The 12,569-nt window shown below is 63.5% G+C and carries 13 protein-coding genes and 1 pseudogene; 9 read left to right on the plus strand and 5 right to left on the minus strand.

From position 1 onward, the window contains the following. The first annotated feature begins 141 nt into the window (after window positions 1-141). From B4L76_RS04930 to B4L76_RS04955, 6 genes are all read left to right on the plus strand, one after another. On the plus strand, window positions 142-1,173 hold the full coding sequence (locus B4L76_RS04930; RefSeq protein WP_296230910.1) for an ABC transporter ATP-binding protein: 1,032 nt from the start codon (window positions 142-144) through the stop codon (window positions 1,171-1,173). Window position 1,174: 1 nt separating this feature from the next. Then, window positions 1,175-2,086, plus strand: a complete 912-nt coding sequence (locus B4L76_RS04935) for an ABC transporter permease (RefSeq protein WP_296230912.1) — start codon at window positions 1,175-1,177, stop codon at window positions 2,084-2,086. Beyond that, a complete protein-coding gene (locus tag B4L76_RS04940) occupies window positions 2,076-2,882 on the plus strand; it encodes an ABC transporter permease (RefSeq protein ID WP_296230914.1) in 807 nt (268 codons plus the stop codon). The genes B4L76_RS04935 and B4L76_RS04940 overlap by 11 nt, the downstream gene beginning before the upstream one ends. A gap of 17 nt (window positions 2,883-2,899) precedes the next feature. Continuing rightward, window positions 2,900-4,324: a gamma-aminobutyraldehyde dehydrogenase gene (locus B4L76_RS04945; protein WP_296230916.1), complete on the plus strand. Its 1,425-nt coding sequence runs from the start codon at window positions 2,900-2,902 to the stop codon at window positions 4,322-4,324. Window positions 4,325-4,451: 127 nt separating this feature from the next. Further along, window positions 4,452-4,706 (plus strand): type II toxin-antitoxin system HicA family toxin, encoded by a 255-nt coding sequence (locus B4L76_RS04950; protein WP_296230917.1) that lies wholly within the window; start codon window positions 4,452-4,454, stop codon window positions 4,704-4,706. After that, window positions 4,703-5,035 (plus strand): type II toxin-antitoxin system HicB family antitoxin, encoded by a 333-nt coding sequence (locus B4L76_RS04955; RefSeq protein WP_296230919.1) that lies wholly within the window; start codon window positions 4,703-4,705, stop codon window positions 5,033-5,035. Before B4L76_RS04950 ends, B4L76_RS04955 begins: the two co-directional genes overlap by 4 nt. A gap of 115 nt (window positions 5,036-5,150) precedes the next feature. On the opposite strand, the gene B4L76_RS04960 is transcribed toward B4L76_RS04955, so the two are convergent. The 3 genes from B4L76_RS04960 to B4L76_RS04970 form a co-directional block, all read right to left on the minus strand. Continuing rightward, on the minus strand, window positions 5,151-6,257 hold the full coding sequence (locus B4L76_RS04960; protein ID WP_296230920.1) for an NADH:flavin oxidoreductase/NADH oxidase: 1,107 nt from the start codon (window positions 6,255-6,257) through the stop codon (window positions 5,151-5,153). Window positions 6,258-6,404: 147 nt separating this feature from the next. Then, a complete protein-coding gene (gene recJ / locus B4L76_RS04965; RefSeq protein ID WP_296230922.1) occupies window positions 6,405-8,114 on the minus strand; it encodes a single-stranded-DNA-specific exonuclease RecJ in 1,710 nt (569 codons plus the stop codon). Window positions 8,115-8,122: 8 nt separating this feature from the next. After that, window positions 8,123-8,665 (minus strand): YaeQ family protein, encoded by a 543-nt coding sequence (locus B4L76_RS04970; protein WP_289134166.1) that lies wholly within the window; start codon window positions 8,663-8,665, stop codon window positions 8,123-8,125. Window positions 8,666-8,797: 132 nt separating this feature from the next. On the opposite strand from B4L76_RS04970, the gene B4L76_RS04975 reads away from it, so the two are divergent. The 3 genes and pseudogenes from B4L76_RS04975 to B4L76_RS24225 all read left to right on the plus strand — a co-directional run. Further along, entirely contained in the window at window positions 8,798-9,997 is a 1,200-nt protein-coding gene (locus B4L76_RS04975; protein WP_296230924.1) for a CaiB/BaiF CoA transferase family protein, read from the plus strand. A 20-nt stretch (window positions 9,998-10,017) separates the two neighbouring features. Further along, window positions 10,018-10,893, plus strand: coding sequence for a TIGR02285 family protein (locus B4L76_RS04980; protein WP_296230925.1), 876 nt, complete (start codon window positions 10,018-10,020; stop codon window positions 10,891-10,893). A 155-nt stretch (window positions 10,894-11,048) separates the two neighbouring features. Beyond that, window positions 11,049-11,417: pseudogene (locus B4L76_RS24225) on the plus strand (DotU family type IV/VI secretion system protein); the annotation flags it as partial. 319 nt (window positions 11,418-11,736) lie between these two features. Here the strand turns inward: B4L76_RS24225 and B4L76_RS04990 are convergent. Both B4L76_RS04990 and B4L76_RS04995 read right to left on the minus strand, forming a co-directional pair. Continuing rightward, entirely contained in the window at window positions 11,737-12,018 is a 282-nt protein-coding gene (locus B4L76_RS04990; protein WP_296230927.1) for a DUF3509 domain-containing protein, read from the minus strand. Window positions 12,019-12,097: 79 nt separating this feature from the next. Next, entirely contained in the window at window positions 12,098-12,517 is a 420-nt protein-coding gene (locus tag B4L76_RS04995) for a histidine kinase (RefSeq protein ID WP_296230928.1), read from the minus strand. Between the last annotated feature and the right edge of the window lie 52 nt (window positions 12,518-12,569).

A 12,569-nucleotide genomic window follows, 5' to 3' on the forward strand; every position in this document is an offset into this window, starting at 1 on the left:
GAATGCCTGTGCCGGCCTCTTCGCGAGTGAACCCGCTCCCACAGGTTCATCACTGCCTGTAAGGGTGGTGCTTTACCTGTGGGACGGGCATGCCCGCGAAGAGCCCGGCATACGAGTAAGCCAGTTGTCCGGAGCCTATGCATGCCCCTAGCCGTCCAGTTCACCCAGGTTTCCCGTACTTTCGGCGAGGTCACCGCCGTCGACCAGGTCAGCATCGATATCCTCGATGGCGAGTTCTTCTCCATGCTTGGCCCGTCTGGCTCGGGCAAGACCACCTGCCTGCGCCTGATTGCCGGCTTCGAACAACCCACCAGCGGCTCGATCCGCATACACGGTATCGAGGCCGCCGGCGTGCCGCCATACCTGCGTGACGTCAACACGGTGTTCCAGGACTATGCACTGTTCCCGCACATGAACGTACTGGACAACATCGCCTACGGCCTGAAGGTGAAAGGCGTGGCCAAGGCCGAACGCCACGGCCGCGCCGAAGAAGCACTGGCGATGGTGGCCCTGGCCGGCTACGGTACACGCAAGCCGGCACAACTGTCCGGCGGGCAACGCCAGCGCGTGGCCCTGGCCCGCGCACTGGTCAACCGGCCACGGGTATTGCTGCTGGACGAACCCTTGGGCGCGCTGGACCTGAAACTGCGCGAGCAGATGCAGGGCGAACTGAAAAAGCTTCAGCGCCAGCTGGGGATCACGTTCATCTTCGTCACCCACGACCAGACTGAAGCGCTGTCGATGTCCGACCGGGTGGCGGTATTCAACCGCGGCCGGATCGAGCAGGTCGACACACCGCGCAACCTGTACATGCAACCGGCCACGCCCTTCGTCGCCGAATTCGTCGGCTCCTCCAACGTGCTGCGCGGCGAACTGGCGATGGCGCTCCACGGCAGCCCAACGCCGTTCTCCATCCGCCCCGAGCACATCCGCCTGGGTGGCCCGGTTGCAGACGACCAGGCGGTCCAGGTCAGTGGCGTGCTGCGCGATATCCAGTACCAGGGCAGTGCCACCCGTTACGAGCTGCAGCTCGACAGTGGCCAGCTGTTGGCGGTAAGCCAGGCCAACGACCGCTGGCAGGTCGAGGCACAGGCCTGGCAAACCGGGCAGCGGGTCCAGGCGCACTGGCCACGCGAAGCCATGACCGTATTGCAGGAAGGTGGAGGCCGCTGACATGAGTGCATTGCGCGACCTGTCCAACCTGCTGTACCGACGCCCCAACCTGTATCTGGCCATGCTGCTGGTCCCGCCACTGACCTGGTTTGGCGCGATCTACCTGGGCTCGCTGCTCAATCTGCTGTGGCAAGGGTTCTACACTTTCGACGACTTCACCATGGCGGTTACCCCGGACCTGACCCTGGGCAATTTCGCCGCCCTGTTCAACCCGTCGAACTTCGACATCATCCTGCGCACCCTGGGCATGGCGGTGGCGGTGTCGCTGGCCAGCGCGGTGCTGGCCTTCCCCATCGCCTATTACATGGCGCGCTACACCAGCGGCAAGACCAAGGCATTTTTCTACATCGCGGTGATGTTGCCGATGTGGGCCAGCTATATCGTCAAGACCTACGCCTGGACCCTGCTGCTGGCCAAGGGTGGCGTGGCCCAATGGTTCGTCCAGCAGCTGCACCTGGATGCCCTGTTGCAAACCGTGCTGGCAGTGCCGGGAGTGGGCGGCAGTACCCTGTCGACATCACACCTGGGGCGCTTCATGGTGTTCGTCTATATCTGGCTGCCATTCATGATCCTGCCCATCCAGGCCTCGCTGGAACGCTTGCCACCTTCTCTGCTGCAGGCCTCTGCAGACCTCGGCGCCCGGCCTGGACAAACCTTCGTGCAGGTGATTCTACCGCTGTCGATCCCAGGTATTGCTGCCGGCTCGATCTTCACCTTTTCGCTCACCCTGGGCGACTTCATCGTGCCGCAACTGGTCGGCCCACCCGGCTACTTCATCGGCAGCATGGTGTATGCCCAACAAGGGGCGATCGGCAACCTGCCGATGGCCGCCGCCTTCACCCTGGTGCCGATCGTGCTGATCGCGGTGTACCTGTCTCTGGTCAAGCGCCTGGGGGCCTTCGATGCACTCTGAAAAAGCCTCGCTCGGGCTGCGCCTGGCGGCCTGGGGCGGCCTGCTGTTCCTGCACTTTCCGATCCTGGTCATCGTCCTGTACGCCTTCAACACTGAAGACGCAGCGTTCAGCTTTCCGCCCAAGGGCTTTACCCTGAAGTGGTTCGCCGTGGCCCTGGCCAGGCCCGATGTGCTGGAGGCGATCAAACTGTCACTGCAGGTGGCCTGCCTGGCCACGCTGATCGCCCTGGTGCTGGGCACGCTGGCTTCGGCGGCGCTGTACCGGCGCAGTTTTTTCGGCAAGGAGAGCATCTCGCTGCTGCTGATCCTGCCCATCGCCCTGCCCGGTATCATCACCGGTATCGCCCTGCTTTCGGCGTTCAAGCGTTTGGGCATGGAGCCCGGGGTGCTCACCATCGTGGTCGGCCACGCCACCTTTTGCGTGGTGATCGTCTACAACAACGTCATTGCCCGTCTGCGACGTACTTCGCAGAGCCTGATCGAAGCCTCGATGGACCTGGGCGCCGATGGCTGGCAGACCTTCCGCTACATCATCCTGCCCAACCTCGGCTCGGCGCTGCTGGCCGGCGGCATGCTGGCCTTTGCCCTGTCGTTCGACGAAATCATCGTCACCACCTTCACCGCCGGCCACGAACGCACCCTGCCGATCTGGTTGCTCAACCAGCTCAGCCGCCCGCGTGACGTACCGGTGACCAATGTGGTCGCCATGCTGGTGATGCTGGTGACCATGCTGCCAATCCTTGGCGCCTATTACCTGACCCGTGGCGGCGAAAGTGTCGCGGGCAGTGGCAAATGACCCTGGAGGAGTTCCCGATGCAAACGCAGATGTTGATCAATGGCCAACTGGTTGCGGGTGAAGGCCCGGCCTGGACCGTGCTCAATCCGGCGCTGGGCAGTGCCCTGGCGCAAATCAACGAAGCCACCGAAGCCCAGGTGGACAGTGCCGTGCGCGCCGCCGACCGAGCCTTCGACAGCTGGTCGCAAACCAGCCCCAAGGAGCGTTCACAGGCGTTGCTGGCACTGGCCGACGCGATCGAAGCCCATGCCGATGAACTGGCCCGGCTGGAGTCACAGAACTGCGGCAAGCCGCTGAGCGCAGCATTGAATGACGAGATCCCGGCGATTGCCGATGTGTTTCGCTATTTCGCCGGTGCAGCGCGTTGCCTGGGCGGCTCGGCAGCGGGCGAATACCTGCCGGGGCACACCTCGATGATCCGCCGCGATCCGTTGGGCGTGGTCGCCTCGATCGCGCCATGGAACTACCCGTTGATGATGCTGGCGTGGAAGATCGCCCCGGCCCTGGCCGCCGGCAACACGGTGGTGATCAAGCCCTCCGAGCTGACCCCGCTGACCGCCCTGCGCCTGGGCGAACTGGCCCTGGACCTGTTGCCGCCGGGGGTGTTGAACATCCTCTTCGGCCGCGGCCAGACCGTTGGCACCCCGTTGGTCAGCCACCCCAAGGTGCGCATGGTATCGCTGACCGGCTCGATTCCCACCGGCGCGCGCATCATCAGCGCCACCGCCGACAGCGTGAAACGCATGCACATGGAACTGGGCGGCAAAGCGCCGGTGCTGGTGTTCGACGATGCCGACCTCGACGCGGCCATCGACGGCATCCGCACCTTCGGCTTCTACAATGCCGGCCAGGACTGCACCGCTGCCTGTCGGTTGTACGTGCAGGATGGCATTTATGAGCGCTTCGTCGAACGCCTGGGTGAAGCGGTAGCCAGCCTCAAGACCGGGCTGCAGGAAGCCGAAGACACCGAACTGGGTCCACTGATCAGCGCCCAGCACCGCGACAAGGTCGCTGGCCTGGTACAGCGCGCCATTGCCCAGCCGCATATTCGCCTGGTGACCGGCGGCAAGGCGATCGAGGGTGACGGTTTCTTCTTCGCGCCGACGGTGTTGGCCGATGCCCTGCAGGACGACGAGATCGTGCGTAACGAAGTGTTTGGCCCGGTGGTCTCGGTCACCCGCTTCAGCGACGAAGCGCAGGCGCTGGAATGGGCCAACGACTCCGACTACGGCCTGGCCTCATCGGTATGGACCCGCGATAGCGGACGCGCCCACCGCCTGGCGGCGCGCCTGCAGTATGGCTGCACCTGGGTGAACACCCACTTCATGCTGGTCAGCGAAATGCCCCATGGCGGGCAGAAGCATTCGGGGTATGGCAAGGACATGTCGATGTATGGGCTGGAGGACTACACCTGTGTGCGGCATGTGATGATCAAGCATTAAGCGCTTATGTTGATCGAGGGGCGTTATCTGCCCTCGGTCAACATCTCAGACATTTCCTTCAATCACAATCCCCCTCCTTTACAGCTCATCCGTTGAGCCCACTCCACTGGTATCATAATCTGATACCATGAATAACCATCAGCAAGCCACACTTGAAGCAGTACTGAAAAGGCCGGTTCCCAGGACCCTGGATTGGGCGCGACTGGAGTCACTGTTGGTATCGCCGGGTGCCTGCGTCATCGAAGGAAGAGGTTCACGGGTTCGCTTTGAGCTCAATGGAGCAGTGGCAACCTTCCATCGCCCTCATCCGGACAGGCACGCCAAACCCTATCAACTACGAGACGCCCGCCAGTTCCTTGAGCAGGCAGGAGTAATACCATGAATGTCATGACCTACCGCGGCTACGCCGCTCGTATCGAATACAGCGACGAAGATCAATTGCTGATCGGCCATGTCGCAGGTATTCGCGATGTGATCGGTTTCCATGGCGAATCGATCAGTGAGTTGCGCCAGGCATTCGAAGACGCCGTAAACGATTATCTTGAAACGTGCGAACGCCTAGGCCGTGAACCGCAGAAAACTTACTCTGGCAAACTCAGCCTGCGCCTGGAGCCTAACCTCCACGCCAGCGTGGCGGCCAAGGCCGAGTTGGCCGAGAAGAGTATCAATCAGTGGGTAAGCGATATCCTCAGCAAGGCTGCCTATAGCTGAATCAACACGCCAACGCGGTCGCTGCAGGAGCGGCCTTGTCTCGCGAAAGGGCCGTGCGGCGGCCTCAGGCTTCCAGCTTCGCCACATGAACTGCCGGGGCCGCGTCAGGCTTGGGTCAATCCCGCAGGTCCGACTCGTGAATCGGGTTGGCCCGGCTGGTCGCGCGCTGGTATTGCGCTGGCCAGGTGGCCTTGTTGCCGCCCAGGTCATCATCGGCGTGCAGCGGCCAGTACGGGTCGCGCAGCAGTTCGCGGGCAAGGAAGATGATGTCGGCCTGGCCAGTGCGCAGAATGTGCTCGGCCTGCGCGGGTTCGGTGATCATGCCCACGGTACCGGTGGCGATTTCCGATTCCTTGCGCACACGCTCGGCGAAACGGGTCTGGTAGCCAGGGCCGGTGGGGATCTCGGCATTGACCGAGGTGCCGCCGGAGGACACGTCGATCAGGTCGACACCCAGGCCACGCAGGCGGCGCGCCAGCTCGACGGTTTCATCCGGGTTCCAGCCATCCTCGACCCAATCGGTCGCCGATACCCGCACGAACACCGGCAGTTCGGCCGGCCACACCTTGCGCACGGCTTCCACCACCTGCAAGGTCAGGCGGATACGGTTTTCGAAGCAGCTGCCGTACTCGTCACGCCGCTGGTTGCTCAGTGGTGACAGGAACTGATGCAGCAGGTAGCCATGCGCGGCGTGGATTTCAACGACCTTGAATCCGGCTTTCAGGGCGCGCTCGGTCGCGGCGACGAACGCGTCGATCACACCCCGGATTTCGTCCTGGTTCAACTCGCGAGGCGTGGTGTGCTGCGGGTCGAAGGCAATCCTCGAGGGCCCCACCGGCTGCCAGCCGCCCTCTTCCGGCTTGACGCTGCCTTGCTTGCCCAGCCATGGCCGATAGGTACTGGCCTTGCGCCCGGCGTGGGCCAGCTGGATGCCGGGCACCACGCCCTGGGCCGTGATGAAGCGGGTGATGCGCTGCAACGGGGCGATCTGCGCATCATCCCACAGGCCGAGGTCTTCGGCGGTGATGCGGCCATCGGCGGTCACCGCCACCGCTTCGGTGATGACCAGGCCCGCGCCACCCACGGCGCGGCTGCCTAGATGAACAAGGTGCCAATCGTTGGCCAGGCCATCGACAGCGGAATACTGGCACATCGGCGAAACCGCGATGCGGTTGGGCAGGGTCAGCTGACGCAGGGTGTAAGGCTCGAGCAGCAGGCTCATGAGGGCACCTCCCAAGGACTCCAATGGTGATCCGGCCCGGACACTCAATTGCACGTCCCTGGCCCGGGTCCGGTCAATATTCAGACTAGACCAGAATGCTTGGGGGGAAGGTTCCCTCGAAATTCGGGGGCGATGGCGTCGTTACCGTCAGCGCGGCTCCATGTGGGCAATCATCAACTGCACGCTTTCATTGCCACGAAACTCGTTCACGTCCAGCTTGTATGCCAGTTCAACCCAACGCACCGTCGGGTTCGGCCACACTTCGCGGTCGATACCGAAGGCAATGCCGTCCAGCCGCACCGAGCCGCACTCGCTCTTGAGCACCACCTTCAGGTGCCGCTCGCCGACCACGCGCTGCTCCACCAGCTGGAACACGCCATGGAACAGCGGCTCGGGAAAATGCTGGCCCCAAGGGCCGGCATGGCGCAGGGCCTTGGCCAGGTCGAGGTGAAATTCCTCCACTGCCAGGCTGCCATCCGAGAACAGGCGGCCGGTCAGGTCGTCCTCAGCCAGGTGGCGCCGCACTTCTTCGTCGAACGCCTGGGCAAATGCCGGGAAATTCGCCTCGGGCAGCGACAACCCGGCGGCCATGGCATGGCCGCCGAACTTGCTGATCAGTTGCGGGTGACGCGCGGCCACCGCATCCAGCGCATCGCGAATATGGAAGCCCGGCACCGAACGCGCCGACCCCTTGAGCAGGCCCTCGCCGGCATCGGCGAATGCGATGGTCGGCCGGTGGTAACGCTCCTTCAGGCGCGAGGCCAGAATACCGATCACACCCTGGTGCCAGTCCGCATCGAACAGGCACAGGCCGTAGGGCATCGACTCGATCGGCAGGTCCTTGAGCTGGGCCAGGGCCTCACGCTGCATGCCCTGCTCGATGGATTTGCGGTCCTGGTTCAGGTCGTCCAGCTGCTGGGCCATGTCCAGCGCCAGGGCCGCATCCTCGCACAGCAGGCATTCGATACCCAGGCTCATGTCATCCAGGCGCCCGGCAGCATTCAGGCGCGGGCCGAGGATGAAGCCGAGGTCGGTCGAGGTGATGCGCCGGTGGTCGCGACGGGCCACTTCGAGAATGGCCTTGAGCCCCGGGCGGGCGCGGCCGGCGCGGATACGCTCGAGGCCCTGGTGGACCAGGATGCGATTGTTGGCGTCCAGTGGCACCACGTCGGCGACGCTGCCCAGGGCGACCAGGTCGAGCAGTTCGCCGATGTTCGGCTGTGGCTGCGTCTCGTAGCGCCCAAGGCTGCGCAAGCGTGCACGCAGGGCCATCAGCACATAGAAGATCACCCCGACCCCGGCCAGCGCCTTGCTCGGGAAGGTGCAGCCCGGCTGGTTGGGATTGATGATGGCGTCGGCAGCGGGCAACTGTTCACCGGGCAGATGATGGTCGGTCACCAGCACCTTGAGCCCCGCCGCCTTGGCCGCCGCCACCCCGTCGACACTGGAAATGCCGTTGTCCACGGTAATCAGCAGTTGCGGCTGGCGTTGCAGCGCCACCGCGACGATTTCCGGGGTAAGGCCGTAGCCATACTCGAAGCGGTTGGGCACCAGGTAATCGACATGTGCCGCGCCCAGCAGGCGCAGGCCCAGCACGCCGACCGTACTGGCGGTGGCACCGTCGGCATCGAAGTCGCCGACGATCAGGATGCGCTGACGCTGGTCGATGGCCTCGACCAGCAGGTCGACACCGGCCTCTATCCCTTTGAGCTGCTGGAACGGCAGCAGGCGTGCCAGGCTTTTGTCCAGTTCGGCTTCGCTCTGCACGCCGCGGGCAGCATACAGGCGGGTCAGCAAGGGGGGCAGATTACCAAGGAATGGCAGGGTCGGTGGCAGCGGGCGAGGTTCGATACGCATGGGGTGTCTCAGCCACGCTCACCCAGCAGCCATTCCAGTTGCACTTCATGCTGGCCCCGGTCATCGGTGACGAACAGCGTGCCCTCGCTGATCATCACATCCCACTTGATGCTGCGGGGCATGTCGGTGGCAAGCGTTTCCAGCACTTCTTGCGGAACGGCGGCGATGCTCAGGTTCTTCAGGCCTTTGACCGCGTCCAGCACCTTGTTCTGCCAGACGCGCAGGCTGCCGTAGGCCAGCAGGCTGGTACGTTCGGTACGGCGCGAACACCAGGTCAGGCGCTCGGCGTCCGGCTGGCCCACCTCGATCCAGTGCAGGATGCGATCGTCCAGGCTCTTTTCCCACAGGGCTGCCTCGTCGACATCGGACAGGCCGCGGCCGAACGCCAGGTTCTCGTTGTACCACAGCGCATAGGCCAGCAGGCGCACGGCCATGCGCTCTTCGGTTTCCGAGGGGTGGCGGGCGATGGTCTGGCGGACGTTTTCGTATACACCGCGGTCGAGGTCGGTCAGGTTCAGTTCGAATTTGTAGGTGGTGGACGGCTGGGCCATGGTCGACGGGCTTCTTGCGCAAAGAAAAGTGACACAGTCTAACCGATCCTGCCCTTGGTTGCGCCGCGGCAGTATCTGCCGCTTGCGAGCTATGATAAAACCACGGCTCTGCCCAGTTGCCACGGATGCCCCATGCCTACGCCCAGCAAGCCCCTCGCCGGCCTTAAAGTCATCGAACTCGGCACCCTGATCGCCGGGCCGTTCGCCTCGCGCATCTGTGCCGAATTCGGCGCCGAGGTGGTCAAGGTCGAATCGCCCGATGGCGGCGACCCGCTACGCAAATGGCGCAAGCTGTACGAGGGCACCTCGCTGTGGTGGTTCGTGCAGGCCCGCAACAAACAGTCGCTTACCCTCAACCTCAAGCACCCCGAAGGCCGCGAGATTCTCAAGCGGTTGCTGGCCGAGGCTGACATCCTGATCGAGAACTTCCGTCCGGGCGTGCTGGAAAAACTCGGCCTGGGCTGGGACGTGCTGCATGCCCTCAACCCGCGCCTGGTGATGGTACGCCTGTCGGGCTTTGGCCAGACCGGGCCACTGAAGGACCAGCCAGGCTTCGGCGCCGTGGGCGAGTCGATGGGCGGCCTGCGCTATATCACCGGTTTCGACGACCGCCCGCCGGTGCGCACGGGCATCTCCATCGGTGACTCGATTGCCGCCTTGTGGGGCGTGATCGGCGCGCTGATGGCCCTGCGCCACCGAGAGATCAACGGCGGTGAAGGCCAGGTGGTGGATGTGGCACTGTACGAGGCCATCTTCGCCATGATGGAAAGCATGGTTCCGGAATTCGACGTGTTCGGCTTCATCCGCGAGCGCACCGGCAACATCATGCCGGGTATCACGCCTTCCTCCATTCATACCAGTGCCGACGGCAAGCATGTGCAGATCGGCGCCAACGGCGATGCCATCTTCAAGCGCTTCATGCAGGCTATTGGCCGCACCGACCTGGCCGACGACCCGAGCCTGGCTACCAATGATGGCCGCGACCTGCGTCGCGACGAGCTGTACGGGGTGATCGACCGCTGGGCCAACAGCCTGCCGCTGGACCAGTTGATGCAGGTGCTGACCGCCGCCGAAGTACCGGCCAGCCGCATCTATTCCGCCGAAGACATGTTCAACGATCCACAGTACCTGGCACGTGAGATGTTCCTGCAGGCCCGGCTGCCGGACGGCAAGCCGTTCCGCATGCCCGGCATCGTGCCCAAATTGTCGGATACCCCCGGCTCGGCCGAGTGGGTTGGCCCGGCGCTGGGCGAGCACACCGAGGTGTTGCTCGGCAAGCTGGGCTACGACGCGACTGCCATCGCCAACCTGCGCGCAGCCGGCACGGTCTGACCCCGACGCTGGCCCGGCTCATGTGCGCTGCCCGTTACCTACATCGCCTGGTCCTGCTGTGCGGGCTGTTGCCGGCATTGCTGCTGCAACCTGCCAGCGCCAAGGAGCGCCTGTTCTGGCTGGTGCGCGACCTGCCGCCGTTCACCATCCTCGAAGGGCCGGAAAAGGGCCAGGGGGTGATCGACCAGCTGTTGCCGCGGCTGATCGCCCAGATGCCCGAGTACGACCACAGCATCGTGCGGGTCAACCGCGCCCGCGGTATCCAGATGCTGCAAGACCGCAACAGCTTCACCTGTGACCCGACCTTGTTATGGACACCGGAGCGCGCCAAATACGTGCGCTTTTCCATGCCGTCACTGGGCGTGCTCAGCGGTGGCCTGGTGCTGCGCAAGGACAGCCAGGCGCTGGTTGAGCCCTACCTGGACGACCAGCAGGTAGATCTGCATGCCCTGCTGAGCAAGACCATGCTGCAGCTGGGGGTGGTTGCCGAACGCAGCTACGGCACGCAGATCGACGCGATCCTGCGCCAGCTTCCCGACACCGTGCTCAACCGCCACTATGGCAACGACGCCACCGCCAACCTGCTGCAGATGCAGCAACTGGGGCGCTTGCGCCTGGTGCTTGGGTACTGGCATGAAGTGCGCTACCTGGTCCAGCGGCAAGGCCGGTCACTGGATGACTATCGGTTCTATCCTGTGCAGGGAGTCAAGCGCTTTCAGTTTCTGCATGTGGGGTGCTCGGACTCCGAGTTGGGCCGTGCAGCCATCGCACATATCGACCAATTGCTGCCGCCCCTGCGCCAGGAGGTGTTGCCGGCGCAATATGCGCGCTGGCTGGACCCGGCGTTGCGAGGCGGCTACCTGGAAGACAGCAAAGGTTTTTTCCAACACCAGTGAGCGCCGAGCAAGTCTTCCGCATCCTTCTTTGGCAACTTTCTGCCATGAATTGATTCCTCGTTACTCTTCGCGTTCCACAGATTGCTTGCGTCCGACTGCCTGGAAAGTCCGCAGCCGTTGCGTGAAGTCGCCCCGGTAAGAGAGGAGGATTAAGGATGTCCAACGAGTCCAAGGGTACTGAACAACCAGTGCCCACGAAGAAAAAGACCATACTGCTTGAGGATCTGAAAGAGGGCTAGCTACCTCGCACTGGCGCCGGCCCTCAACACCCAGCAGATCTACCCGGTTACCCGGCCGACCCTGAGTTCCAGCTACGCGGCGGCTTCGACAACCTGATGCTCGACGCGGCAAACCCATTGTTCGGCCTGGTCATTCGCCTGCGCACCCTGGATGACCTGCCAAACATCGAATACGTGCACAAGAGCCTGCAAACGCAGATCAGCGCCATCCGCGAGGAAATCCAGCAGCACGGCTATCCCGCTGCGCATCTCGAAGCGTACTCCTACGCGCTGTGCCTGTACGTCATCTGCGAGGCCGGTAGGCCCGGCAAACCCGTCCCGCCTGTGACAACCCTGGCCGATTACCCGCCAGCGATTCAGGAGCGCCTGCTCGCCAATGCCGATCGTTGGCAGCTAAAGCCCGGCAGGCGTCCAGAGAAACAACCGCGGAAGGCGAAAAAAAGCACACCGATCGTATAGGAACGGGCGGTCCACACAAAAGAAACCCCGGACGCTGGGGAGCACGTCCGGGGCCAAACGAAAGTCCTTGGGGACTTCCTGCGGCAACCCTGCCAACGCCGGAGCAAAGCATTGGCTGGCTGCCCTGCAAAGTCTGATCAGCCAGTCAGGCAAAGGTTCCTGGGGGTTGTTGGCGCTGCTGCAATGCGGCGATGACACAAGGCTGCAAACGCCCCTCGGCGATCTGCAAGTCACGGTGCAAGCCATCTACCAGGTCTATCAACAGGCGATGCTCCTGCAATTGGCGCTCGCTGACCGTACGCCGCAAGATCACGTCGGCCAACGGGTCGCGCACGGTCAACTGGCGATTACCCTGGGCATCGGCGGCGCCAAGGTCGGCCTGGTAGGGGGTCAGGGCTTCGTTGAGCAGTCTGCAGATTTTTTCCATCCGGATCACTCGCTGCATGGTGGGATATATAGGAACTGACCAACAGACGCAGCGGAAAGTTCGTCACATCGCGCCTGCATCAGTGAGCATGCGGGGTGCAGGTGACAGTTTGAATATGTCGCCAGGGGCGTACCTGCAGTGCCTGCAAGGCACGCTGCAGGTGTGGCATCGACAGCGGCCAGGGTAATTCCGCGAGTACCCACAGACCGCGGTTTCTCGCTTCCTGGGCAAGGTTTTGCTGCTTGTCGCTAGCATGGCCGACAAACAACAGAGCGCGTGCACGCTGCTGCTGTTCGAGCAAGGCAAGGCCGGCCTGGGTTGGCATGGCGTGGTCAAGGATCAGCAGGTCGGGGCGACGCTCCAGCGCCAGGCAAGCATCGAGTTCAGTGCTGGTTGCGCTGACTCGCACGTCGAACACACCCTGGGCGTTGAGGGCCTGGTGCAGGAGAATCTGGTGAGATGGGCGAGCCTGGTGGATCACCACGTAGGGCTGGTGCATGAGCCGCTCCTGGTGGGAGGACCGGCTAATCTAGGCGCTGTACAGGTTGACC

Source organism: Pseudomonas sp. UBA4617, assembly GCF_002386445.1.
In the GTDB taxonomy this organism is placed as follows: Bacteria; Pseudomonadota; Gammaproteobacteria; order Pseudomonadales; family Pseudomonadaceae; genus Aquipseudomonas.

Coding starts and splice junctions, on each gene's coding strand:
- B4L76_RS04995 (WP_296230928.1), bottom strand. CDS start 12,517: ATGCACCAGCCCTACGTGGTGATCCACCAGGCTCGCCCATCTCACCAG.
- B4L76_RS04950 (WP_296230917.1), top strand. CDS start 4,452: ATGAATAACCATCAGCAAGCCACACTTGAAGCAGTACTGAAAAGGCCG.
- B4L76_RS04980 (WP_296230925.1), top strand. CDS start 10,018: ATGTGCGCTGCCCGTTACCTACATCGCCTGGTCCTGCTGTGCGGGCTG.
- B4L76_RS04960 (WP_296230920.1), bottom strand. CDS start 6,257: ATGAGCCTGCTGCTCGAGCCTTACACCCTGCGTCAGCTGACCCTGCCC.
- recJ (WP_296230922.1), bottom strand. CDS start 8,114: ATGCGTATCGAACCTCGCCCGCTGCCACCGACCCTGCCATTCCTTGGT.
- B4L76_RS04955 (WP_296230919.1), top strand. CDS start 4,703: ATGAATGTCATGACCTACCGCGGCTACGCCGCTCGTATCGAATACAGC.
- B4L76_RS04930 (WP_296230910.1), top strand. CDS start 142: ATGCCCCTAGCCGTCCAGTTCACCCAGGTTTCCCGTACTTTCGGCGAG.
- B4L76_RS04935 (WP_296230912.1), top strand. CDS start 1,175: ATGAGTGCATTGCGCGACCTGTCCAACCTGCTGTACCGACGCCCCAAC.
- B4L76_RS04945 (WP_296230916.1), top strand. CDS start 2,900: ATGCAAACGCAGATGTTGATCAATGGCCAACTGGTTGCGGGTGAAGGC.
- B4L76_RS04990 (WP_296230927.1), bottom strand. CDS start 12,018: ATGGAAAAAATCTGCAGACTGCTCAACGAAGCCCTGACCCCCTACCAG.
- B4L76_RS04970 (WP_289134166.1), bottom strand. CDS start 8,665: ATGGCCCAGCCGTCCACCACCTACAAATTCGAACTGAACCTGACCGAC.
- B4L76_RS04975 (WP_296230924.1), top strand. CDS start 8,798: ATGCCTACGCCCAGCAAGCCCCTCGCCGGCCTTAAAGTCATCGAACTC.
- B4L76_RS04940 (WP_296230914.1), top strand. CDS start 2,076: ATGCACTCTGAAAAAGCCTCGCTCGGGCTGCGCCTGGCGGCCTGGGGC.